Annotated in this window: 22 protein-coding genes; 3 read left to right on the plus strand and 19 right to left on the minus strand. The window is 66.6% G+C overall.

Features of this window, described 5'->3' with window-relative positions; genetic code table 11:
• Nucleotides 1-115 precede the first annotated feature (115 nt).
• From KBW95_RS06850 to KBW95_RS06915, 14 genes are all read right to left on the minus strand, one after another.
• On the minus strand, nucleotides 116-580 hold the full coding sequence (locus KBW95_RS06850) for a carboxymuconolactone decarboxylase family protein (protein ID WP_211524502.1): 465 nt from the start codon (nucleotides 578-580) through the stop codon (nucleotides 116-118).
• 120 nt (nucleotides 581-700) lie between these two features.
• The gene (locus KBW95_RS06855) at nucleotides 701-2,356 is read right to left on the minus strand and encodes a PAS domain S-box protein (protein WP_211524501.1); all 1,656 of its coding nucleotides are present in this window, start codon (nucleotides 2,354-2,356) and stop codon (nucleotides 701-703) included.
• A gap of 132 nt (nucleotides 2,357-2,488) precedes the next feature.
• Nucleotides 2,489-3,238: a flagellar brake protein gene (locus KBW95_RS06860; protein WP_211524500.1), complete on the minus strand. Its 750-nt coding sequence runs from the start codon at nucleotides 3,236-3,238 to the stop codon at nucleotides 2,489-2,491.
• A complete protein-coding gene (locus KBW95_RS06865) occupies nucleotides 3,231-3,581 on the minus strand; it encodes an EscU/YscU/HrcU family type III secretion system export apparatus switch protein (RefSeq protein WP_211524499.1) in 351 nt (116 codons plus the stop codon). The genes KBW95_RS06860 and KBW95_RS06865 overlap by 8 nt, the downstream gene beginning before the upstream one ends.
• The gene (locus KBW95_RS06870; protein ID WP_211524498.1) at nucleotides 3,574-4,683 is read right to left on the minus strand and encodes a flagellar hook-length control protein FliK; all 1,110 of its coding nucleotides are present in this window, start codon (nucleotides 4,681-4,683) and stop codon (nucleotides 3,574-3,576) included. Before KBW95_RS06870 ends, KBW95_RS06865 begins: the two co-directional genes overlap by 8 nt.
• 23 nt (nucleotides 4,684-4,706) lie before the next feature.
• Complete coding sequence (locus KBW95_RS06875) at nucleotides 4,707-5,036, minus strand: flagellar protein FliT (protein WP_229429593.1); 330 nt, start codon at nucleotides 5,034-5,036, stop codon at nucleotides 4,707-4,709.
• A gap of 5 nt (nucleotides 5,037-5,041) precedes the next feature.
• Complete coding sequence (fliS, locus tag KBW95_RS06880; RefSeq protein ID WP_211527810.1) at nucleotides 5,042-5,506, minus strand: flagellar export chaperone FliS; 465 nt, start codon at nucleotides 5,504-5,506, stop codon at nucleotides 5,042-5,044.
• Between the two features lie 25 nt (nucleotides 5,507-5,531).
• A complete protein-coding gene (fliD, locus tag KBW95_RS06885; RefSeq protein WP_211527811.1) occupies nucleotides 5,532-8,180 on the minus strand; it encodes a flagellar filament capping protein FliD in 2,649 nt (882 codons plus the stop codon).
• 189 nt (nucleotides 8,181-8,369) lie between these two features.
• Complete coding sequence (locus KBW95_RS06890) at nucleotides 8,370-8,726, minus strand: flagellar protein FlaG (protein ID WP_211524495.1); 357 nt, start codon at nucleotides 8,724-8,726, stop codon at nucleotides 8,370-8,372.
• A gap of 86 nt (nucleotides 8,727-8,812) precedes the next feature.
• Nucleotides 8,813-10,276 (minus strand): flagellin, encoded by a 1,464-nt coding sequence (locus KBW95_RS06895; RefSeq protein WP_211524494.1) that lies wholly within the window; start codon nucleotides 10,274-10,276, stop codon nucleotides 8,813-8,815.
• 360 nt (nucleotides 10,277-10,636) lie between these two features.
• A complete protein-coding gene (locus tag KBW95_RS06900; protein WP_211524493.1) occupies nucleotides 10,637-12,217 on the minus strand; it encodes a GGDEF domain-containing protein in 1,581 nt (526 codons plus the stop codon).
• 88 nt (nucleotides 12,218-12,305) lie between these two features.
• Nucleotides 12,306-12,953 carry a response regulator transcription factor gene (locus KBW95_RS06905; RefSeq protein ID WP_211524492.1) on the minus strand — a complete coding sequence of 216 codons (648 nt, stop codon included), beginning with the start codon at nucleotides 12,951-12,953 and terminating at the stop codon, nucleotides 12,306-12,308.
• Nucleotides 12,950-14,431: an ATP-binding protein gene (locus KBW95_RS06910; RefSeq protein ID WP_211527812.1), complete on the minus strand. Its 1,482-nt coding sequence runs from the start codon at nucleotides 14,429-14,431 to the stop codon at nucleotides 12,950-12,952. The genes KBW95_RS06905 and KBW95_RS06910 overlap by 4 nt, the downstream gene beginning before the upstream one ends.
• Complete coding sequence (locus tag KBW95_RS06915) at nucleotides 14,428-15,069, minus strand: hypothetical protein (RefSeq protein ID WP_229429594.1); 642 nt, start codon at nucleotides 15,067-15,069, stop codon at nucleotides 14,428-14,430. The genes KBW95_RS06910 and KBW95_RS06915 overlap by 4 nt, the downstream gene beginning before the upstream one ends.
• 51 nt (nucleotides 15,070-15,120) lie before the next feature.
• Between KBW95_RS06915 and greB the strand changes: the two genes are divergently transcribed.
• From greB to KBW95_RS06930, 3 genes are all read left to right on the plus strand, one after another.
• A complete protein-coding gene (gene greB / locus KBW95_RS06920; RefSeq protein ID WP_211524490.1) occupies nucleotides 15,121-15,687 on the plus strand; it encodes a transcription elongation factor GreB in 567 nt (188 codons plus the stop codon).
• An 8-nt stretch (nucleotides 15,688-15,695) separates the two neighbouring features.
• Nucleotides 15,696-16,295, plus strand: coding sequence for a biliverdin-producing heme oxygenase (locus tag KBW95_RS06925; RefSeq protein ID WP_211524489.1), 600 nt, complete (start codon nucleotides 15,696-15,698; stop codon nucleotides 16,293-16,295).
• A 197-nt stretch (nucleotides 16,296-16,492) separates the two neighbouring features.
• The gene (locus KBW95_RS06930; RefSeq protein WP_211524488.1) at nucleotides 16,493-16,918 is read left to right on the plus strand and encodes a YciI family protein; all 426 of its coding nucleotides are present in this window, start codon (nucleotides 16,493-16,495) and stop codon (nucleotides 16,916-16,918) included.
• Nucleotides 16,919-16,934: 16 nt separating this feature from the next.
• Here the strand turns inward: KBW95_RS06930 and KBW95_RS06935 are convergent, their stop codons facing one another.
• The 5 genes from KBW95_RS06935 to KBW95_RS06955 form a co-directional block, all read right to left on the minus strand.
• Nucleotides 16,935-19,151: a tetratricopeptide repeat protein gene (locus KBW95_RS06935; RefSeq protein WP_211524487.1), complete on the minus strand. Its 2,217-nt coding sequence runs from the start codon at nucleotides 19,149-19,151 to the stop codon at nucleotides 16,935-16,937.
• Nucleotides 19,152-19,172: 21 nt separating this feature from the next.
• Nucleotides 19,173-21,416, minus strand: a complete 2,244-nt coding sequence (locus KBW95_RS06940) for a bifunctional (p)ppGpp synthetase/guanosine-3',5'-bis(diphosphate) 3'-pyrophosphohydrolase (RefSeq protein ID WP_229429595.1) — start codon at nucleotides 21,414-21,416, stop codon at nucleotides 19,173-19,175.
• 77 nt (nucleotides 21,417-21,493) lie between these two features.
• The gene (rpoZ, locus tag KBW95_RS06945; RefSeq protein WP_005665923.1) at nucleotides 21,494-21,697 is read right to left on the minus strand and encodes a DNA-directed RNA polymerase subunit omega; all 204 of its coding nucleotides are present in this window, start codon (nucleotides 21,695-21,697) and stop codon (nucleotides 21,494-21,496) included.
• A 49-nt stretch (nucleotides 21,698-21,746) separates the two neighbouring features.
• Nucleotides 21,747-22,394, minus strand: coding sequence for a guanylate kinase (gmk, locus tag KBW95_RS06950; protein ID WP_211524486.1), 648 nt, complete (start codon nucleotides 22,392-22,394; stop codon nucleotides 21,747-21,749).
• A gap of 131 nt (nucleotides 22,395-22,525) precedes the next feature.
• Entirely contained in the window at nucleotides 22,526-23,413 is an 888-nt protein-coding gene (locus KBW95_RS06955; RefSeq protein ID WP_211524485.1) for a YicC/YloC family endoribonuclease, read from the minus strand.
• Nucleotides 23,414-23,539: the final 126 nt, after the last annotated feature.

Consider the following 23,539-nt stretch of genomic DNA (forward strand, 5'->3'; position numbering starts at 1 on the left):
GAGTGGCCGGGCGGCTGGCCCATGGCCAGGTCGCCGGCGCTTCCCAGGATCTGCAGGGCCTGGACCAGGGTGACGGTGTCGTGGCCGTGCAGGGGCATCCTCGGTAGGTGGTCGCTTACATGCCCGGCGCAGGCTGTTCGGGGATCTGGTTGCGCAGGCTCAGGTTGATCGAATTCCAGCCCCGGATGGCGGCGATAGTATAGCCAAGTTCGGCGATCTCGGCGTCCGTGAAATGCTCACGCAGGGCCGGCCAGGCGGCGTCGGTGTCGTCGCGCTGGGGCAGGGCGTTGACGGCGTCGGCCCAGGCCAGCGCGGCGCGTTCGCGTTCGCTGAACCAGGGCGCTTCGCGCCAGGCGCCGATGGCGTTCAGGTGGCGCGGATCGAGGCCCTGGCGGACCAGGTCGCGCCAGTGCATGTCGATGCACACGCCGCAGCCGTTGACCAGCGACACGCGCAGCTGCACCAGCTCGACCAGGCGCTCGCCGAGGGCGCCTTTCTTGTTGGTCATCGACAGGTTGATCATGGCCTTCAGGTTGGCGGGGGCCAGGGTGAAGAGGTTGATGCGGGCGACGTGCGACATGCTGGTGTCCTTTCAGGTGGGGTGGGCGCGGTGTGCGTCCCTCATGCCTGATAAGACGAGCCATCGGTCGGCGGTGTGACATGGGTGTTAAAAATTTTGGGGTGGATCCGCTGCGCAGTGTCAGCCCACCCGGCAGTACACCACCCGCCCATCCGCCATCAACACCGCCGCCCGATGCTTGCCCGCCTTCTTGGCCGCATACATGGCCGTATCCGCGCGCGACAGCAGCGCGTCGGCGCTGTCGCCGGGCACGTGGAAGGCCACGCCGATGCTGGCGCCGATGGGCTCGCACCCGGCGGCCGCATCATAGGGCAGGGCGGCGGCCACGAGGATCTTGCGCGCCACTTGTTCGATGTCGGCGCGCGCGTCGCCCGCCTGGTCGAGCATCACGACGAATTCGTCGCCCGCCAGGCGCGCCACCGTGTCGGTGCGGCGTACCGCCCCGGTGAGGCGGCGGCCGAAGTCGATCAGCACCGCGTCGCCCGCCTCGTGTCCGCACAGGTCGTTCACCGACTTGAACCCGTCCAGGTCGATGAACAGCAGCGCCAGCGAATGCGGCGTGCGCTGGGTGGTGTCGATGGCGTGCTGCAGGCGCTCCATGAAGGCGTAGCGGTTCGGCAGGCCGGTCAGGAAGTCGTGCGTGGCCTGGTAGTGCATCTGCTCGGCCAGGCGGCGCTGCTCCGAGACGTCGCGCAGGAAGGCGTAGAAGTAGCGCCGGCCGCGGTGGGGCAGCATGCCGACCGAGAATTCGACCAGGATCTCGGTGCCGTCGCGCCGCAGGGCGGGTACCTCGACCCGCTTGGTGTAGGTGCGGCCGTCGCTGGCGGAGAGGAAGGCCGCCATGCCGTCCAGGTGGCGCTGGCGCAGGCGCTCGGGGGCGATCAGCTCGACCATCGGGCGGCCGATGGCTTCCTCGGCCTTCCAGCCGAAGGTCAGCTCGGCCTGCTTGTTCCACTCGGTGATCACGCTGTGCTCGTCCATGCCGATGAAGGCGTCGTTGGCCTGGTCGAGCAGCAGGCGGATCTTTTCCTCCTGGGCGCGCAGCGCCTCGGCGTTCTCGACGAACTCGGTGACGTCGCGCACGGTGCAGTACAGCCGGCCGCTGCCCACCGAACGCGTGCTCCATTCGAGCCAGCGGTAGCCGCCCGCGGCGTGGCGATAGCGGTTGCAGAACCCGGTGGTCAGGCCGCCCGCGTAGATCGACTCGGCCTCGGCCAGGGTACGGTCGACATCGTCCGGATGCACGAAGTCGATGAAGGGGCGCGAGGTCAGGTCTTCCGAGGTCCACCCCAGGGCCTCGGTCCAGGCGGGATTCACCTGGCGCAGGCGCCCGTCGGTGCCGGCGATCGCCAGCAGGTCGGGCGAGAGCATGAAAAAGGCGTCGCGGTCCTCGAGCGCCGCCTTCTGGGCCGAGATGTCGATCACCTGGGCCACGAAGCATTCCGGCTGGCCGCCGGCGTCGCGGGTGACGGAGACGGTCAGCTGGGCCCAGACGATGCGCCCGTCGAGGTGGCGGTAGCGCTTTTCCAGCGTGTAGGTGTCGCGCTCGCCGCCCAGGACTTCGTGCATCAGGTTCAGGTCGTCATCCAGGTCTTCCGGATGGGTCAGCGCCTGGAAGGTCGTGGACAGCAGCTCGCCGCGCGAATAGCCGAGGATGCGGCATAGGGCGGGATTGACCTCCAGCCAATGGCCGTGCAGGCCCACCAGGGCCATGCCGACTTGCGAATGGGTGAACGCGGCGGAGAAGAGGCGTGTATCCGGAACAGGAGGCGTCATCGGGGAGGCATCGGCAGGTGCAGATACTCCTTAGTGTAGCCTAAGTATCACCAGGAAAGAGCGCCAGTTAGCAATAAAGTAACTAAAAAATAGTACGGATCACGCGGCACGGGACGGGCCGCCGGCCTGGCCTCAGGCAAGGCCGGCCAGGCGCGCGTTGCGCTCGCGTTCGAGCTTGGTGATGTAGCGCTGCACGCCGGCCAGGGCGCCGCGCGAGATATCGACGAACTGGCAGCCGAGGCGGCGGTTGGTTTTGTTGTTCAGCAAGGTCAGGTCCAGCGAATTGCGGATCTGGAGCGAGGTCGTGACCGGTCCGACGTCGGGCAGCTCGATGCGGCAGTTCTCGATCACCCGGCCGATCGTGTTGTCCAGCTGGAGCTTGTTGTCGAGGATGGCGATGCCGCCGACGCTGATGTCGTGCAGCGGGAAGACGCCGGCGCCGCCGCCCAGTTCCAGCGGCAGCGGGATCAGCGCGCGCACCGGGTTGCTCACCGGGGTGGGCATGCGGTAGAACTCGCGCCGCTGCAGGCGGATCAGGGTCGGGGGGATGTCGGCGCGCAGCGCCAGGCCGCCGCGGTGGCTGGTCTCGTCCAGGGCTTCGGCGGTGAACAGGATGCGGATCTTGTCGAGCGTGGTTTCGCAGCGCACGCTGCCGGCGGCCACGATGCGGTCGTTCTGCAGCGGGTCGATGGAGCGGTCCAGCACGATCGTGTCGGTGTCGTCGTCGACTTCCAGGATCGAGGTGACGGCCACGTCCGACTCGCCCTTGACCAGCATGCGGATCAGCTGGTTCTTCTCGCCGATCTGGCGCAGCAGGGACACGATCTCGCGGCGCGACCTGACTTCATAGTCGTGCCAGTTTTCCAGTTCTGCGTTATTCATTGCTGCCAGGTGTCCTTGCCACGGGGTCTAGGTGGGCGATCGGATCGGGTGCGGAAGGGAGAACATCTCCATTCCTTTGCGCCGACTCAATATGATATAACCAGGCCAACAGTTCCGCAATCGCCCGATACAGGCCAGGCGGGATCTCCCGGTCCAGGTCCACCTGCATCAGCAGGGACACCAGTTCCTTCGACTCGTGCACGAACACGCCGGCTTCGCGCGCGCGTTCCATGATCTTCTCCGCCACCAGCCCCTGGCCCTTGGCCACGACCTTGGGCGCCGGGTCGCCGGCGCCGTAGGCGAGGGCAACGGCGCTCTGGCGGCGCTTGCCTTCCTCACGCATCGGGCGCTCCTGGACGGGCGTCGAAGCCGCCCAGCGGCGTGCCCACCGCATCGAGCGCGGCGGCCAGTTCGGGCGCGTGGCGGCGCAGCAGGGCGGCGGTTTCTTCGCTGCCGGTGGCGAAACGCAGCTGCAGGACGCCGCCTGCCAGGGTCAGGCTGGCGTCGAGTTCGCCCAGTTCCGGGAACCGCAGGCGCAGGCGGCTGTGCCAGACGCCAGCTTCGGCCTCGGCGCCCTGGTGCTCGTCCTCGCGCCGCACGTCCCATTCCATCTCCTGGCCCGGCCACAACTGGCCTTGCCAATGGAGCCGGGCCTGTTCCTGGGTGGCCAGCTGCAGGTTGATGAACTGCGCGGTGGCGGGATCGCCCGCCTGCGGGCGGTTCCCTGCCTGGGCGGCCTGCTGCTGCGGCTCGCCCGCCAGTTCGGCCAGCGCGCGGGCGCCTTGCGCCCATTCGGCGACATGCGATTCGTAGAACAGCCCGCTCTTGCCGACCGCCTGCTGCAAACCCTGGGCGATCGCGCCGGGATCGGCAGACGGGCTGCCGACCACGGGGGGGCGCCCGACCAGGCCGCTCAATGGCGCCTCCGCCTTGCCGGCGGCGGCCAGCACCGTGGCGATGGCCTTGCCCGCCGGGCTCAGCGTGGTGTTGTTCGCTTCGGTCCCGGCAGGGAAGGCCAGGGTGGCGCCGGCGCCGGCCTGGGCCAGCAAGGCCGCCGCGCGCCCGACCGGCGCGCCTTCGCGGTAGGCCAGCGGGGCCTTGGACGGATCGGCGCCTTCCGGCAGGGGCGGGCCGGCCTCGGTGAAGGCGCTGGTGGCCTGGGCGCCGACCTGGAAGGTGGCGCGCGGCTGGAGGGAAACGAGGGTGAGGGGAACGTCGGCGCCGACCTGGGCGCCGGGCGGCAGCTGCATGCGGGCCGGGATGTCGGCCACCTTGACCACGAAGCTGCCGTCGGTCAGCCTGGCGAGCACTTCGCCGTGGATGGCCTTGCCCATCAAGGGCGCGACGGCGCGCTGGAAGGCTTGCTGGCGCGGGTCGAGGGCCTGCTCGGCCGGCCGGGACGGATCGACCCGGGGGACGGCGGAAACCAGCTCGCGCGGCAGCATCCCTCAGTCAGGCCGGGACGGCCTCAGACGCCGTAGGCGCGCGCGACGCGCCGTTCGGTCGTGGTGTTGCTGATCAGGGCCGACAGGCGCGCCATCCACGGGGTGGTGAGGTCGCGGATCTGGCGGTCGGCGTCGAGCATCTTGCGGATCGCGTTGACCTTGCGCACGCGCTCCTGGCCGGCCAGCGGCTGCGCGCCTTCGTGCTCGCGCAGGCGGCGCACGCAGGCGGCGCACTCCTGTTCCAGCTCGGTCAGCCGGTCCCAGTCGCTCGCGGTGGCGGCGTCCAGCATGCGGTCGGTGATGCCGACCATGGTCTCGTAGACGGAAACGACTTCTTGTCCGGTCATGATCATGATCCTTATACGCTCACCAGGGTGGTTTTTTGCATCGCCGGGACAGCAGGGGCGTCAGGCTGCTCGTTCTTCTCGCCGATCGCCACCCAGGCTTCGCGCAGGTCCGACATCAGGCCGTGGACTTCCTCGACCGCGGCGACGTCGTTCTTGATGTTGGCCTGCAGCAGGCGGCGGCTCATGTAGTCGTACAGCGCGTCCAGGTTCTGGGCGATCTCGCCGCCGGCCGCCTTGTCGAGCGAGGCGCGCAGGCCGTTGTCGATGATCGTGATCGCCTTCGAGATCGAGGCGCCCTTGGCCGCCACGTTGGCCGCGCCGTTGGTCCCCTTCATGTTGTTGATCGCGCTGAGCAGCGCCACCATGGCGCCGTCGTACAGCATGATGATCAGCTTGTGTGGGGAAGCTGCCGCCACGCCGGTCTCGAGACCGACTTTCGCATAGGCGCCGACGCCGCGTTGCATGGTTCCAAACATGGTGTTCTCCAGGTGTTGCGTAGTGTTAGCCTGCGTTCGCGTTGAGCGCCGCAAGCTGCTGGGTCAGGTAGGCCGAGGTCGACTGCATCGACACCAGCGCGGCGTCGAGCGCCGTGAACTGGGCCCGGTAACGTTTTTCGATGCCTTCCAGGCGCGAATTGAACTGGTCCTTCTGGGTATTGATCGCCTTGAGCGTGACGTTCAATCCGTCGGTCTTGCTGGTGAGCAGGCTGCCCTTGCCGGTAAAGCTGGCGGCCAGGTTGGTCAGCTCGAAGGCGAAGCCTTTCGAGAAGCTGACGGTGCCGCGCTCGCCGATGGCGCCGCCGGTGATCGAGATCTGGATGCCTTCGGCCGGCGAGCCCGCCGCGGCGGTCAGCGCCTGGCCGTTGCCGGTGGCGGCGACGCCGCCGATCGTGCCTTCGACGTCCTTGCCCACGACCGGTGCGGCGCCGCCGAACAGGATGGCCGGATCGGTGCCGCTTACCGTGGCGATGGCGATGTTCGAGGTCGAGCCGTACTTGCTCGACGAAACCGACAGCAGGCCGTTGCTGTCGACCTTGGTTTCGACCGTGTCGCCGGCGCCCGCGAAGACGCTGTTGCCGTTGACCGCCGCGCGCAGCATCGAGGCCAGCTGCTCGTTGGTATAGGTGCCGGCGGTCAGCGCGATATCCTGGGTCTTGCTGGCGGTGACGGGGTCGGTCTGGTTGAGCGTGATGCGCCAGGTGGTGCCGGCGGCGATCGTGGTCGAACCGGACAGGGCGCTCGCGCTGGTCAGGGTGCCCTGGCTCGCCAGGGTGGTGATGTTGACGCCATAGGTACCCGGCTTGGTGGCCGGCCCCGATTTGTCGAACTTGATCATGCCGTCGGTGGCCGCGCCCACGGCCGCGAACAGGCCGCCGATCTCGGCGAAGTTTTCGTTGACCGCCTTGTTCAGCTTGCTCGAATCCACGGCCAGGTTGCCGTCCTTCTGGAAGGTGATGCCGACCTGGCTGAGCGTGGTCAGCTTGCCGCCCAGGCCTTCCACGGCGGTGCCGAGCTGGCGCCGCAGCTGGCTCTGGATCGAGCGCACCGAGGCGTCGCCCTGCAGCACGCCGGCCGTCTTGGTCTCGGCGTTGTAGCCGGTCAGGCCCGTGATCGTCTTGTTGAGGTCGTTGTAGGCCTTGACGAAGTTGTTGACCGCGCTTGAGACCGAGGCGGTGTCGCGGCTGACGTTCAGGGTCGCGCTGCCGACCGCCGTGACGTCCAGGGACACGCCCTGCACGGCTTCGGTGACGGTGGTGCTGCTGCTGCGGATGTCGATCCCGTTCATGTTCAGCAGGGTGTCCCGGGCCGCGCTGGTCTGCTTGAGGCCCTGGACGCCCCCTGGATCGTGGCCGAGCAGGGCGGCGATGTCCGGGTTCGGCGGCTGGCCGCTGTCGCCGTCCACGCTGATCTTCATCGAGGACTTGGCGCCGGTCTTGTTCGAGGTCAGCACCAGGTGATAGGGGTTGTCGCCGCCGTCCGAGACGATGGTCGCGGTCACGCCGATGTTGGCCTTGTTGATGGCGTCGCGGATGCCTTGCAGCGACTGGTCGCCGGCGTCCAGGGTCACGGTGCCGCTGGCCTGGGCGCCGTCCTGCGTGAAGGCGGCGCCGCCCAGGTAGCTGCCGGCGCTGCCGGCGCTGAAGCCGGCAGCGGCCGGATTGGTTCCGCCGATCTGGATCTGGTCGCCGTCGGCCGAGCTCAGGGTGACGCCGGCGGTGGTGGTCACGCTCGAGCCCGTATTCGGGCCGGCGCCGGCGATGCCGCCGTCGACCGTGCCGGTCACGGCTTCGGTCACGGTCAGGTTGGAACCGTCCGCGGCGGTGAATTGCAAATCGCGCGTGGCGGCGCTGCCAGTGAAGGTGATGTTGGCGGCGGCCAGCGCCGAGCTGACACTGCCACTGGCCAGCGCCGCGTCGATATCGCCAGCACTCAGCGAAGCCAGGTCGTTGGTATGGGTGACGATCTGCACGCCGCCGACGGATAGACCGTAGCTCTCGCCGGCGTCGACGCTGACGCTGGCGAAGCCGCCGAACAGGTTGGCGGCGCTGGTCGCCGGATTGGCCTTGGCGGTGACGCCGGTGGTGTCGCTCTTGGCGTTGATCGCCTCGGCCAGCTGGGCCGCGCTGCGGGTGCTGGTGCTGGTGGTAATGGCGGTGCCGTTGATCGACAGCGAGCCGTTGCTGATGCCGCTGCTGGCGATGGACGGGCCCAGCGCGCTGCCGGCCACGCCGAAGCTGCCGCCGCCGATGCTGCCGAACTGGAAGGTCAGGGTGGTCTTGGCGCCGGAACCGATGGTCGCGCTCATGCTGGCGCGGCCGGCGGTGGTCAGGCTCTGGGCCGAGGCCAGCTGGGTCACGTTGATCTTGTACTTGCCCGCGACGGCGCCCGCGCCGGCGGTGCCGGACAGGATGTCCTTGTTGCTCGACGTGCTGCTCAGGGCGCTGAAGGTCGAGGGAGAATTGAGGGTGGTCAGGGCGCCCTGGAAAGCGCCCACGGCGGCGCTGACCCTGCCGAGCGCAGCCATGCGCGCCTGCAGGGTGGACGTCTTCTTGTCGAAGTTGGCGAGCGGCGCCGACTCGGCCTGCATCAGCTTCGCGATGATGCCGTCGACGTCGAGGCCGGAACCGATACCGGATGAACTGATGCCCACTTTGTTTCTCCCGTGAAAGCGATAATGTAAGTCATTATCGACAGAAGCAAACCGGACTTAAGAGCGGGAAATGTGTCCCTATTCAAATAGTTGAAGAGGGCGATGACAGGACGACAAGGAAGGATGACAGGCGTGCAACAGCGGTGCGCGCTCCCGGAGGGAGGCGCACGCTGAGGTCGTCAAAAACGATCAGGCCGTCTGGCTGATCAGGAGGCCGCGCATCTTGTCGATCGACTTGGCGATCTCGAGCGCTTCGACGGAGGGGATCTGGCGCACCACTTCGCGGGTGTGCTGGTCGATGATCTTGACCACGATTTCCTTGCTCTCGTCGTCGATGGCGAACTCCAGGCTCTGCGCCGAGGATTTCATGCCCTCGTTGATCTTGCGCACCGCGTCGGTGAGCTCTTCGCGCGAAGGCTGGGCGGCCTCTGGCGCGCCGGCGGACTGGGCGGCCTTGGCAGGCTGCGCGGTGTGCTGCTCGAGCGCCGGAAGCGAGCGCTCTTCCAGCCGCGACGCCACGGGTGAACCTAGCGATTGGATGTTCATGTGACTTCCCTAGCGAAAAATCCTCGGCTGAATTTCTTCAGCCGAGGATCCGTTTTACATCACGGGCGGACTAGCTGGTCCGGGGATTAACCACGCAGGAGCGACAGGACGCCGTTCGGCAGCGAGTTCGCCTGGGCCAGCATCGAGGTACCAGCTTGCTGCAGGATCTGGCCGCGGGTCATTTTCGCGGTTTCAGCAGCGAAGTCGGTGTCGACGATGCGGCTGCGCGATGCCGACAGGTTCTCGGTCGACGACTGCAGGTTCGAGATCGCCGATTCGAAGCGCGACTGCAGTGCGCCGTACTGTGCGCGCTGGCTGTTCACCAGGCCCAGGGCCGCGTCGGCAGTCTTCAGGGCCGCCTGGGCGCCTTCGAAGGTGCTGATGTCGATCTTGGCGACCGATTCCAGGCTCGATGCGCCGGCGTCCTTGGTGTCCAGGGCGAAGTCGGAATCGTCGACCACCGAGAAGCTCTGCTCCGAGTCCATGGTGATGCGGCCGGCGACAGTCACTTCGCTGGCGCCGCTTGCAGCGACACTCTGCGAGGCGCTGACGGTCTTGCCGTCGGCGTTGTAGGCCGCCGCGGTCAGGCCGGTGCCAGCCGAGGTGTTCTTCAGGTTGATGTTTTCGCCGCTGGCATTGGTCAGCTTCAGGCCGCCGCGTTCTGCGTCGTAGGATGCGGTCACGCCGGTTTTGGCGGACTGGGCATTGAACGCGCTGACGGCAGATGCCCAGCCGTTGGCGTCGTCGGTCTCGACCTTGAACGACACGGTCACGGCGTCGGCATTGTCCGACTTCACTTCCAGTGCGTACGATTGGCCGGCAGCAGCCACGTCCAGGAAGGACTCGGTCTTGGCTTCGGCGGTCACGCCGGTTTCACCGCTCTTGCCGTTGATCTGCGCTGCAACGACCTTGGCCGAGGCGTTGGAGGCGATATCGATGTCTTCCGAACCGGTCGAGCCGTTGATGGTCAGGGTGCCGGCGGCGATGCCGTTGGTCGAACCCGATGCAGCGGCGACGGCGTCGTTGGCCAGGCGGTTGTTGCCGTAGGTCGAGGTGGTGAAGTTCGAACCGGTCATCGAGATCAGCTGGCCTGCATTGGCGCCGACCTGGAAGTTCGCGGTGCCCATCGTGCCGTCCAGCAGCTTCTGGCCGTTGAACTCGGTGGTGCCGGCGATACGGTTCAGTTCCGAGGTCAGTTGGGTGACTTCAGTTTGCAGGGCCTTGCGGTCGCCAGCCGAGTTCGACGAGTTCGACGACTGCACTGCCAGTTCGCGGATACGCTGCAGGATGTCGCCCGAGCTCGACAGGGCGCCTTCAGCGGTTTGGGCCATCGACACACCGTCGTTCGCATTGCGGGTGGCCTGGGTCATGCCGCGGATCTGCGAGTTCATGCGGTCCGAGATGGCGAGGCCGGCAGCGTCGTCCTTGGCGCTGTTGATGCGCAGGCCCGACGACAGGCGCTGGATCGAGGTGTTCAGGGAAGCCTGCGAGGTCGACAGGTTACGCTGCGAGTTCAGGGATGCGACGTTGGTGTTGATTACGGATGCCATGGTATTTCTCCAGACTAATGTCTTTCAGGGTGGGCCACTGTGCCCTGTTCACTTTGGTCCGCCACGCTGTTCTTGTGACGATCAAACCGCTGTTGATGCAGGTAACGTTATTCTGGGGAAAAACTTGAGGGGCAAAAATGCAGTTTTTTTCGGAATTCGCTGCTGACGCTCTATGAGGGCGCCTCTTGTCGGCGGCAAAAATCGAGACTTTAGGGCAAAAAAAATTATTTTTTTCTGGAAATTTTTTTGGGGCTAGGGGAGAGCGGGATGACGTTCACGCAATTTTTGCTATCGAAAGAACAACGCCGCTGAGCGCTTGCGCGGCAGCGGCGTAGCAGGATGACAAGCGCTGGCGCCGGTTCAGGGATTGTCCGCCACCACCACGCGGTTCTTGCCGCTGTTCTTGGCCTGGTACATGGCCTTGTCGGCGCGCGCCATGACCGACAGCTGGTCCTCGTTCGGCAGGCGCAGCGCCACGCCGCAGGAGAAAGTGATCAGCATCTTCTCGTTCTCGTGCAGGAAGAAATGCCGGGTCAGCTCGCGCTGCACCCTGACCATGGCCGCCGCGGCCGCCTCGACGCTGGTCTCGGGCAGCAGGATCAGGAACTCTTCGCCGCCGAAGCGGGCGATCACGTCCATCGAGCGCAGGGTGTCGCGTACCACTTTGACAAGGTGCTTCAAGGCGGCGTCGCCGGCCAGGTGGCCATAGGTGTCGTTCAGGCGCTTGAAGTTGTCCAGGTCGAGCAGGGCCACGCACAAGGGCATGTTGCGGCGGTCGGCGCGCGCGCTCTCGCGCTCGAACACGTCGTCCAGGCCACGGCGGTTGAGGCTGCCGGTCAGCTGGTCTTCGCGCACCAGTTCGCTCATGTGCTGGAGTTCCGCTTCCAGCTCGCGGATGCGCTGCTCGGCATCCTGCACCTCGCGGTGGGCGGCCAGCATGCGGTCGCGCGCGGCCAGGGCCTCATCCTGGGCCTGGCGCGTCTCGCGAAGGACTTCTTCCAGCACGGCGTTGAGTTCCGTGATGTCGGCGGCGCGCCCGATGCGTTCCGAGAAGCCGCCCAGCTTGGCATGATAGTCGCCGCTCGCCGCCGCCGCCGTGCCGAGGCGGTCGATGAAGGTCATCATCATGTTCTTCATGGTCGACTTGACGTCGGCGATGCTGTGCTTCAGGTGGCCCTGGCGGATGATCACGTCCTTCAGGCTGCGGGTGGCGTCCTCCAGCGCACGCGCGTCCAGCGGGCCGGCGATCAGGTCCTGGACAGCGGCGATCTGGCCGCGCATCCAGTTGTCGTCGTCCAGCAGCTCGCTGACATTGTCGAGCAGCAGTTTAAACAGGCGGAGCAGCAGTTCCTGCTCTTCGGCCTTATCGCCGCCGCGCAGTTCGATCTGGAAGCACAGCTGCTTCAGGCGCGAGGCGATGTCCTGCAGCTCGGTTTCGCCGGTCGCGGTCTTGACCGCGCTGCCCAGGCTTTCGGCTTCCTTCACCAGGTCCGGGCTGCCGCTCAGCAGCGAGGCGACCGCGAAGGACAGGGTGCGCGCCAGCATCTCGCGCAGCAGGCGGGTGTCGGGCTCCTCGGCGCCGATGGAGGTGATCGGCGTGTTGCGGCGCAGATGGCGCTCGGAGACCTGGCCCAGCGCCTGCGTGGTGGCGATCCAGTCGCCGGCCTTGACCGCGCGCAGCATGCGGCGGCCGTATTCGGAGACCTCGCCCGGGGTTTCCGCCAGGCGCCGGGCGAAGCCGGCCAGCACCTCGACCGCGCCGCTGTCCGGCGCCGGCGCGGGCGGGGCCGGCGGAATCCCGGCGATCTCGTCATAGATTGCGCGGTAGGCGTCGGGGGTCGGCGCGATGCGGCGCGTGGCCAGGCGCCGGAAGGCTTCGCGGGCAATCTCGGCGGGGTTCAGGGCGGCGGGTGCGGCAGGAGGGGACGGCAGGTTCGACATGATGTAAAGACGACGGCACTAATCCCGACATGATAAGCATCTTTTTTGCTTACCATCAATGAGTAAACGGTAACAAAGTCCCGTATTTCTAATCTACCAAGCCGTTGCGAATTGCATAAGTGGTCAGTTCGGCACTGGTCTTGAGCTTCATCTTCACCAGGAGGCGCGCGCGGTATTCGCTGATCGTCTTGACCGACAGCGACAATTCCTTGGCGATTTCGCTGACCGTCATGCCGGAAGCGATCATGGTCAGGGTCTGGTATTCGCGGTCGGACAGGGTTTCGTGCACCGCCGCCTCGTGGTCCTCGCCGATCTGGCTGGCCAGGGTCTGGGCCAGGGCGGCGCTGACGTATTTCTGGCCGGAGGCCACCTGGCGGATCGCCGTCACCAGTTCCTTCGGCGCGCTCTGCTTGGTCAGGTAGCCGGACGCGCCTGCCTTGAGCGCGCGGATCGCGTACTGGTCTTCGCGGTGCATGGACAGCATCAGCACCGCCAGCTCGGGACGGTCTTTCTTGACCTGCTTGAGGACGTCGATGCCGTTGCGGTCGGGCAGGGAAATGTCGAGGAGCATCACATGGCAGCGCGCTTTGCCGATCAGCTTGGTGGCGTCGAGGCCATTCTCGGCTTCGCCGGCGACAATGATGTCGCGCTGCTCGGCCAGGATCTGCTTGAGTCCTTCGCGGACAATGGCATGGTCATCGGCAATGAAAACTCGGATAGTTGCTTTGTCAGTCATTCTTCTAGTGCTGCCTTGCTGGTCTTGGCGGTCCCGGTGGCGGGAGCCGGGGCCAGCCTGATCTTGATGGTCACCATCGTGCCACCTCCGGGCGCCGCCGACAAGGCCAGCGTGCCGCCGAGCGCCCTGGCGCGTTCGCTCATGCCGCGCAGACCGAAGGACTGGGGCTTGAGGCGGTCGGCCGGCTGGATGCCGCGGCCGTTGTCGCAGATGCTCAGGCTCAAGTGATGGCGCTGGCGGCGCAGCGACACCGTCACCCGGGTGGCGCCCGCGTGCTTGGCGATATTCGTGAGCGCTTCCTGGAAGATGCGGAACAGGGCGGCGGCGTGGTCGGGGTCGAGCTCGATGTCCTTGTCGGGGCAGCGCATGACGACGGCGATGCCCATCTGCTTCTCGAATTCGCGCGCCTGCCATTCCAGGGCCGCGACCAGGCCCAGGTCGAGGGTGGTGGGACGCAGGTCGAGCGAGATGCGGTGCACGGCCTCGATCGTGCGGTCGACCAGGTCGTCGACATAGGCGGCCTTGGCGCCCAGGGCCGGCTGGTCGACGGGCAGGCGCGCCGAGAGCATCGCCAGCGCCATCTTGATGGCGGTCAGGTTGCCGCCCAGGTCGTCGTGGATCTCGCGCGCGATGCGGGTGCGTTCCTGTTCCTTCACCTGTTCGATGTGGGCGGTCAGCTCGGCCAGGCGGGCGCGCGAGCGGCGCACCTCTTCCTGCTCCTCGCGGCTGGCGGTGATGTTGGTCATGATGCCGTCCCACTGCAGCGCGCCGTCCGGCAGCGCGTGCGGCGTGGCGCGCAGGTTGATCCACTTGACGTCCTTCCAGGCGTCGATCCAGATCCGGCCTTCCCAGTTCCAGGCCGACAGCGCCGTGCGCGAGGCCTGCATGGCTTCCTGGTAGCCCTTGCGGTCTTCAGGCAGGATCAGGCGCTCGAACAGGCTCGCGTCGTGCTGCAGTTCCAGCACGGTCAGGCCGAGCAGCGCCTGGCAGCCGTCGCTCAGGTAGGGGAAGTCGGTGCGCCCGTCCGGGTGCAGCATGAACTGGTAGACCAGGCCCGGGGTGTGGTTGACGATGGCGTTGAAGCGCGCCTGGTACTGTTCCAGGGCCAGGGTCGCGGCCTGTTCCAGGGACAAGTCTTCGCCGATCGCCAGCAGCAGGCGCTGGCCGTCGCGCACGATGCGCAGGAAGCACAGCTTGACCGGATAGCTGCTGCCGTCCGCGCGCCGCAGCCGCGTGCGCAGCCCCACCTGGGCGCCGACGTCCTCGCTCAGGTCCTGCAACAGCTCGGTCACGGCGCCGCAGTCGAGCGAGGGCGCGAGCTGGAAGGCGGTCATCTTGCACAAGGTGGCGTTGTCGTAGCCCAGGTGCAGGCGGGCGGCCTGGTTGGCGTCGACCACTTCCAGGGTGGCGGCGTCGAACAGGTAGATCTCGGACGTGGCCGACTGCATCTCGGCGGCGAGGGAGGGATTGGGACTCATGGCGATCCGGTTTCGGGTTTCTTTTCGCGCCGGCTGCGCGACTGGCTGCGGTAGCGGGCGCTGAAGCGGCGCAGCACGCGCACCAGGTGGCTGGCATTGCTAGGGATCGCGCGCCCTTTGCGGCGCAGGCGGCGCAGCAGGCGGCGGGCGCCGTAGCGCCAGGCGTTCATCAGGCGGCGCAAGTGCCGGTAAACATGGCTCGCGCGCAGGGCGGCCAGCAGGCGGTCCTTGAGGCGCAGGAAGCCGCCGTGGCAGCGCGCGAACCAGCCCACCGTGAGCAAGGTGGGCAGGGTCAGGATGTAGATCCGGGCGACGATGGCCGCGCCGCCCAGCTTGGCGACGATAAAGCCGGTCACGCCGGCGATGGCGTGACCGTGGGCAATGGCGAGCAGGGCCAGCAGCTTGACCGGCAGCAGCAGCAGGCCGGGCAGCACGAAGGCGGTGAGCGCGGCCCAGGGCGGGAGGGTGCGGATGCGCGCTTCCAGCCAGCGCAGCGGCGGCCAGGTGGCGAGGGCGGCGGCGAGGCGGCCGCCGACCTGCCAGGTCCAGGCTTCGGCGAGCAGGATCAGCGCCGCCAGCTGGACCAGGGGCGCGAGCAAGCGGCTGCGGGTGGGGGGCGCTCGTCTCATGAGTCGCATGATACGTCATCCGGAGGGCGTTCCGCGGCCGGTCCCGCTACAATAGGGCCCATGAACAAGGCATTTGTGAAAGAGTCCGACAACGAGGACGACGATGAGGCGTTGGCCCTGGCGCAGGCGATCCCTGCCGGCGCCAAGAATTACATCACGCCCGCCGGCTACCAGCGCATCAAGGACGAGCTGCTGCAGCTGATCGATGTCGACCGTCCCGAGGTGGTCAGGATCGTGCACTGGGCAGCCTCGAACGGCGACCGTTCGGAGAACGGCGACTATATCTACGGCAAGCGCCGCCTGCGCGAGATCGACCGCCGCATCCGCTTCCTCACCAAGCGCATGGACTCGGCCTTCCCGGTCGATCCGAGCGTTCATTACGGCAACGACCAGGTCTTCTTCGGGGCCACGGTTACCTATCTCAACAAGGCGGGCGAAGAACATACCGTCACCATCGTCGGCATCGACGAGCTCGATCCGCTGAAGGGCAAGATCAGCTGGGTGTCGCCGGTGGCGCGCGCCCTGACCAAGGCCCGGGAGGGCGACGTGGTGCAGCTGCACACGCCGCAGGGCGTGGACGAGCTCGAGATCCTGTCGGTCGAGTATCCCGAACCCCACGCGGACTGAAAGGCTGCATGAATCAATTTACGAAGAGCGCCAGCGCGCCGGACGTTCTGGCCGCGCTGCGCTCCGCCACGGCCTCGCGCCACGAGCGCCTGGACAGCGGCTTGCCCCTGTCCGGCGCGCAGGCGGGCCTGGAAGAGTATGCGCTGCACCTGAGCATGGTGCGCGACTGGCTGCGGCCGCTGGAGGGCTGGTTCGCTGGCTTCGCGGACGGGCCGCAGGCGGCGCTGGCGCGGGTGGAGCGCCTGGCCCTGATCGAGCGCGACCTGGCCGAGCCGGGCATGCCGGCGATGGCTTCGCCTGCCGCGGATCGGGCCTGGCCGCAAGAGGCGAGCGCGGCCTACCGCTGGGGCGTGTGCTATGTCATCGAAGGTTCGCAGCTGGGCGGAACGGTGCTGTACGGCCGCCTGGCCGAACGGCTGGCGCCGCACCCGCTGCGCTACCTGCGCGGCGCGGCGGAAGGGCCGGGGGCGAGGTGGCGGGAATTCATGCTGGCGCTCAGGACGGGAGTGAGGACGCAGGAGGAGATTGCCGAGGCGTGTGCGGGGGCGTGTGAGGCGTTTGACCGGATTATCGAACTGGGGCTGAAGCCCGAGCAGACCGGCTGCTGACCCCTCCCGCCAACCTCAAGACCGTCATTCCCGCCACTGGCGCAAATGACTCCCGGCGAAGGCCGGGATGTCGGGTTTTTAGGCGAGGTGGACAAAAAATTTTTCGCGGCCACGTCGATTCCCCTGTCCTCCATTCGTCGTACGATACACGGCAGCAAACAGCCGCCCTTATCGACCACAACACATCGGAGGACACCATGCGTTTCATGATTCTGCTGAAAGCCGACCAGCACAGCGAAGCCGGCCACATGCCCAGCGAGCAGCTGCTGGCCGAGATGGGCCGGTTCAATGACGAACTGATCAAGGCAGGGGTGATGGTCTCCGGCGAAGGCCTGCACCCGTCCTCGCGCGGCGCCCGGGTGCGCTTCTCGAAAGACGGCGGCGTGCAGGTGGAGAACGGTCCTTTCCCGGAAACGAAACAGCTGGTCGCCGGCTTCTGGATCTGGCGCGTGGCCTCGCGCGAGGAAGCCATCGAGTGGGTCAAGAAAGTCCCGATGCCGATGGAAGGCGGCGAGGCCGAGATCGAGATTCGCCAGCTCTTCGAGATGGAGGATTTCGGCGACAACATGACGCCGGAACTGCGCGAGCAGGAAGAACGCCAGCGCGCCGCCCTGGCGCAATGAAGACCCGCCGCCGGTCCTAGCCCTGGTCCGGCCGGCCTCGGCCGTTCCGTGCCGCGAGCTCCAGCGGCACCTCGAAGGCCGCGGCCGGCAGTCCTGCGCACCAGCGCTTCCACATCGTCCGCAGCGCATACTCCACGCAGTCGGCGATCCGATCCACGGCGCCCGGAGACCATTGCGGGGACGTGCCGCGCAGCCTGGCGCGCAATGTCGCGAGCGAGGCCGGATCCCGGCATGCCGCGACGCCTTTGCCGACGAAATCCTCGGCGTCGTGGGCGATGAATTGCGAGGCTCCGTTCGCCGCCAGGTGGGATGCCGTCTGGCGGCCGGGCATGGTCGCGCCGGCCAGGGTCAGGGTCGGCACGCCCATGTACAGGCCGTAGGCGGTGGTGGTGCCGCCGGAATAAGGGAAGGTGTCGAGGCAGATGTCGATCTGGCTGTACATCTCCAGGTAAGTGCGCATGCCGACGAGCGGATGGAAGCTGACCCGTTCCAGGTCGATGCCTTCCTCCCGCAGCCAGGCCTCCAGGTGTTCATGGCCGCCGCCCCGGGGCATGCCGCCCATCAGCATTCGCGCATCCGGTACCGCGCGCAATACCCTGGCCCACAAGCCAATCACTTCGCGCGTGATCTTGCTGACCCGGTTGAAGCTGGCGAAGGTCGGGTAGCCTTTCTCCAGCATCGGCAGCGGCGTGATGTCCGGGGCTTCCGTAGTGGGGGAAAACGCCATTTTCATGGGAAGCAGGGCCAGCTTCTCGGTGAACTGGGCGTCGAGCTCGCCGGGCGGCAGCAGGTAGCGGTCGCTGATGTAATAGTCCATCGCGGCCAGGCCGGTGCTGCCCGGGTAGCCGACCCAGCTCGCCTGCACGGGCGCCGGCTTGCGCGCGAACATGGGCAGGCGGTTGTGGGAAGTGTGGCCGGACAGGTCGATCAGGATGTCGATGCCATCGGCGCGGACCAGCGCGTCCAGTGCGTCATCGTCGAGTGCGGCCACGTCGCGCCATTGCGCCATGTAGCCGCGCAGGCGGGCGGTCGTGTCGTCGTGGACGGGGAAGTTGTAGTACGCATGCAGCGCCAGGCCAGGCCGCCCGGCAAGGCGGGCAAACAGCGGCTCGACGAAACTGGCCACCGCGTGGCGGCGGAAGTCGCCCGACACGATGCCGATGCGCAGGCGCCGTTCCGGCTCGGGTGCATTATCCCAGCCGCGCGCAGGCCGCACGCGTGCTTCGAGCCGCTGTCCGTAGCGGCGGTGTTCCTCGAACAGCTCGGCGGGCGTCACGCTCTCCATATGGCTCATGCAGAACAGCATGTTGGTGTTCACATCGGCATTGCCCGGATCGCGTTCCAGCAAGCGGCGGTAGGCCGCCAGTGCTTCGTCCGAGCGGCCGCGGCGGTCGAGGACCAGCGCCAGCGAGTGCCAGGCGTCCAGATAGTCCGGGGCCAGGCGCACGGCGGCTTCCGCATTCGTCTGCGCGTCGGCCAGGCGGCCCAGTTCCATCACCACGCCCGACAGGTGGTTGTAGGCGGGGGCGCTGTCCGGCCGCAGCGCGATCGCGCGCCGGAGCACGCTTTCGGCTTCGCCCAGCAGGCTGAGGCGCTTGAGCACGATGCCCAGGTTGGTGAGCGATTCCGCATCCTCAGGGCCGTAAGCCACGGCCTTGCGCATCGCCTCCAGCGCGGGCACGGCGGCACGGTTCTTGTAGAGGACGGCGCCCAGCAGCTTCCAGCCGAAAGGATGCTGGGGGAAGCGTTCGGCGAGGTCGCGCGCGGCATGGGCGGCGTCGTCGAAACGCCCGCACGCATACAGCTCGGCGGCGGCGTCGATCTCCTGCTGCTGCGGCTTGCTGGAGCTGGCCAGCTGCTGTTCGAAGGCGTCGAGCGCCGCGTCCTGCAGGCCGTGGCGCCGGCCCAGGTCGATCAGTTCGCGCGCGGTGGCGAACTGGCGCGCTTCCATCAGCACGTCGATGTAGCCGATCCAGTAGCGCTCTTCATCGGGGGCGTGCTGCACCGCATTGGCGAAGTGCGGGATCGCATCGTGCAGCCGTCCCTCCTGCAGTTCCAGCCATCCGAGTCCGAAGTGCGCGCCCGCGTGGGAGGGCTGGAGTTCGAGGACGGCGCGGTACAGCGCGCCTGCCTGTTCCAGCTGCCCCGCTTCCGATTCGCGCAGCGCGGCCTGCAGCGCTTCTTCCGTCAATGCCTGGATGGCCTCGCTGGGCGGTGGGGGCGGTTGATTCATCAAGCGAAGGACGGGAAGGGGTCAGGAGCGCTCGCGTTCGACGCGGTTCACGCCGGCCACCCTGCGCAGGTTGCGGATCAGCTGCGCCAGGTGGACCCGGTCCTTGACCTGGATCGTGAAGCGCAGCTGGGTCATGCTGTGTTCGTCATCCTCGTCCATGCCCACATAGGTGATGTTGGCGTCGGATTCGCCGATCTCGGCGGCCACGCGGGCCAGGATGCCTTTTTCGTTGTTGATCAGGAGGCGGATGCGGCAGTCGAAGCGGCGGTTCAGCTCCTCGCCCCACTGCACGGCGATCCAGCGGTCCGGCTCCTTGGCGCGCACCCGCTTGGCCGGCAGGCATTCGCAGGTGTGCACGATCAGGCCCTGGTCGCGGCGCAGCTGGCCGATGATCTGGTCGCCCGGGATCGGCAGGCAGCACGGCGCCAGCTGCACCGCCACGCCTTCGCTGCCATAGATCGTGACCGGGTCGATGTCGCTGGCCGGCGCCGGCTGGCTGGTCGGCATCAGGTCCGGATCGCCTTCCATCAGGCCGAAGATATGGCGCGCCACCAGCGCCGCCATGCGCTTGCCGATGCCGATGTCGGCGTACAGCTCGTCCATCGACTTGGCCGAGGATTCGGCCAGCAGTTTTTCCACGGTGGCCGGGGCCAGCTCGGGGCGGATGTTGCGCAGCGCCAGGGCGCCGGCCAGCAATTCCTGGCCCAGCTCCACCGATTCGTTGACGTTGACCGTGCGCAGGTAATGGCGGATCGCCGAACGCGCCTTGCCGGTGCGGACGAAACTGAGCCAGGTAGGGCTCGGGCGCGATTCCGGATCGGTGACGATCTCGACGATGTCGCCGTTGTGCAGCTCGGTGCGCAGGTGCTGTTCTTCGTTGTTGATCTTGACCGAGACGGTGTGGTCGCCGATGCCGGTATGGATCGAGTAGGCGAAGTCGAGCGCCGTGGCGCCGCGCGGCAGGGCGATGATCTTCGACTTGGGCGTGAACACGTAGACCGAATCGGGGAACAGGTCGACCTTGACGTGTTCCAGGAACTCGGCCGAGTCGCCGGTCTGCTGCTGGATGTCGAGCAGCGACTGCAGCCACGCATGGGTACGCTGCTGCAGGTCGGACATGTTCGAGTCGCCGGTCTTGTACAGCCAGTGCGCCGCCACGCCGCTTTCCGCGGTGCGGTGCATTTCCTGGGTGCGGATCTGGAATTCGACCGGGGTGCCGTAGGGGCCGATCAGGGTGGTATGAAGTGACTGATACCCGTTGATCTTGCGGATCGCGATGTAGTCCTTGAACTTGCCCGGCATCGGCTTGTACAGCGCGTGCAGGGTGCCGAGGGCCACGTAACAGTTGGGCACGGTGTCGACCACCACGCGGAAGCCGTACACGTCCAGCACCTGCGAGAAGGACAGGTGCTTGTTGCGCATCTTTTTATAGATGCCGTACAGGGTCTTTTCGCGGCCGTAGACTTCGGCCTGGATGCCGGCCGTGGCCAGCTGGTTCTTGACCGCCTCGAGGATCTTCTTGACCACTTCGCGGCGGTTGCCGCGCGCGGCCTTGATCGCCTTCGACAGGGTCTGGTAGCGCAGCGGGTACAGGTGCGAGAAGGACAGGTCCTGCAGCTCGCGGTAGATGTTGTTCAGGCCGAGGCGGTGCGCGATCGGCACGTAGACTTCCATGGTCTCGCTGGCGATGCGGCGCTTCTTGGCCGGGATCATCACGCCGAGGGTGCGCATATTGTGCAGGCGGTCGGCGAGCTTGATCAGGATCACGCGCACGTCGGAAGCCATGGCCAGCAGCATCTTGCGGAAGTTTTCCGCCTGCGCCTCGACCTGGCTCTGGAACTCGATCTTTTCCAGTTTCGACAGGCCGTCGACGAGGTTCGCGACCTGGGCGCCGAAGCGCTCCACGAGGTCGTCCTTCTTGACGTCCTGGTCTTCGATCACGTCGTGGAGGAGGGCGGCCATGATGGCCTGGGCGTCGAGCTTCCACTCGGCGCAGATCTCGGCGACGGCGATCGGATGGGAAATATAGGGCTCGCCCGACTTGCGCACCTGCCCGAGATGCATCTCGTCCGAGAAGCGGTAGGCTTCCTTGACCTTCTTGAGTTCAGCGGGGGTGAGGTAGTCGGACAGCTTGTTGATCAGCTGCGTGACGGAGGCCACGCCGGGAGCGGGGGCCTCGATCGGGTCCTGCGGGCGGCTATCCTGGCGCTTGGCCCGGCCGCCGGTGTTGCCTGGATGAGTCGAATCCGGATAAGGCAAATTCATACGCTATGTCGTCAAACCGCAGTTGAAATTACAGAATAACAGATTAACGGGATGACGCATCCAGGCAATGCCTGCTCTTACATCGGCACCTTTTTCAGCATTTCCAGGCCGACTTTGCCTGCAGCGATTTCACGCAGAGCAACGACGGTCGGCTTGTCCTTGGCTTCGACCTTCGGGGTGTGGCCCTGCAGCAACTGACGAGCGCGGTAGGTAGCAGCCAGGGTCAGCTGGAAGCGGTTCGGGACGTTCTTGAGGCAGTCTTCGATGGTGATACGGGCCATGTTGTGCTCCTAATAGCAATCTAAATAGCAAACCGCGCGGGCGGGCCGCTTACGGTTGTGGTTGTTGCGCGTGGATTCCCAGCTGGGCAAACAGCGTAGCGTTGCGGGCCGCCTGCTGGGCGAAACGGCAACGTGTCGCTTTGACAATCGCCTGCAGTTCTGCGAGGGCGACGTTGAACTCTTCGTTGATGATAGCATATTCGAACTCCGGAGCGTGAGCCATCTCACCCCCGGCAGCCAGCAGGCGGCGGGTGATGATGTGGGGCTCGTCGGTCCCGCGCTTGTGCAGGCGCTCCTCCAGGGCTTCGATCGACGGCGGCAGGATGAAGATGCCGGCCGCGGCCGGGAACTGCTTCTTGACCTGGCGGGCGCCCTGCCAGTCGATTTCCAGCAGGATGTCGGTGCCGGTCTTCATTTCCTGTTCCACGGTCAGGCGGCTGGTGCCGTAGTAATTGCCGTGCACTTCGGCCCATTCCAGGAATTCGCCGCGCTCGGCGCGGTTGACGAAGTCGTCGGCGGTGGTGAAGTAGTATTCGCGGCCGTCCTGCTCGCCCGGGCGGGGCGGGCGGGTGGTGGTCGAGATCGACAGCTTGATGCCCGGTTCCTGCGCCAGCAGCGCATTGACCAGGGTCGACTTGCCGGCGCCCGACGGGGCCGCGACGATGAACAGGCTGCCGGAGAAGGCGGTTGGGATCATGGTTGTTTCCTTCTGTTTTTTGCGATTACTGATGTTAACGTTGAACGCGTGGACGGGAAACCCGTCCACCCTACGTGATCGTACCCGTAGGGTGGACGGGTCCCCCGTCCACGCGTCCAGCGAAGCGTTGATTACTCGAGGTTCTGCACCTGCTCGCGCATCTGCTCGATCAGCAGCTTGAGCTCCATCGAGGCATCGGCCAGTTCCTTGACCGAGGCCTTGGCGCCGAGCGTGTTCGCTTCGCGGTTCAGTTCCTGCATCATGAAGTCGAGGCGCTTGCCGACCTGGCCGCCTTTCTTCAGGATGTGACGGGTTTCGTTCAGGTGGGCCGACAGGCGCGACAGCTCTTCCGACACGTCGATGCGGATGCCGTACAGGGTCACTTCCTGGCGGATGCGCTCCAGCACTTCCTGGCGCGTCAGGGTCGTCCCGTTGCCATGGCCGGCCAGGCCCAGCGCGTCCTGCATGCGCTCGATGGCCTTTTGCTGGAATTGCGCAATCACCTGGGGGATGAGCGGGGTGATGCGCTTGACGATGGCTTCCATCGAATCGATGCGCGACTGCAGCATGGCTTCCAGCGCCGCGCCTTCGCGCTTGCGGCTTTCCACGAAAGCTTCGATGGTGGTCTTGGTGAGGGCCGCGACGTCGGCCTGGAGCGATTCCTGGCCGATGGTCGATTCCTCGATCACGCCCGGCCAGCGCAGCAGTTCCGCGACGCTCATCTGGGACGCGGACGCGAAGTGGCGCGTGACTTCGGCCTGCAGGCGGGCGAGGTCGTTCAGCAGCTCCTGGTTGAGGGCTTGCGAACCGCCGCTGGCCTTGCGGCCGAAGGAGAGGCGCACTTCCACCTTGCCGCGGGTGATGGCGGCCATGATGGCCGAACGCAGGTCGGGTTCCAGCGCGCGCAGCTCGTCGTTGATGCGGAACTGAAGATCGAGGAAGCGCGAGTTGACGCTCTTGATCTCGATCGTGAGGGTGCCGGCAGCGCCTTCGCTGGTGGCGACCGCATAGCCAGTCATGCTTGAAATGCTCAAAGGGATCCCCGGTTTTTATAGAGCGCCCGATAAAACCCTCATGGCGGCGTTGCATCGTCTCGCCGTACTGATGTACTGTCTTCGACGATGCGCCTTGCCCTGAGGGCTTTC

The organism is Massilia sp. ZL223, from assembly GCF_018119395.1.
Lineage (GTDB): Bacteria > Pseudomonadota > Gammaproteobacteria > Burkholderiales > Burkholderiaceae_D > Telluria.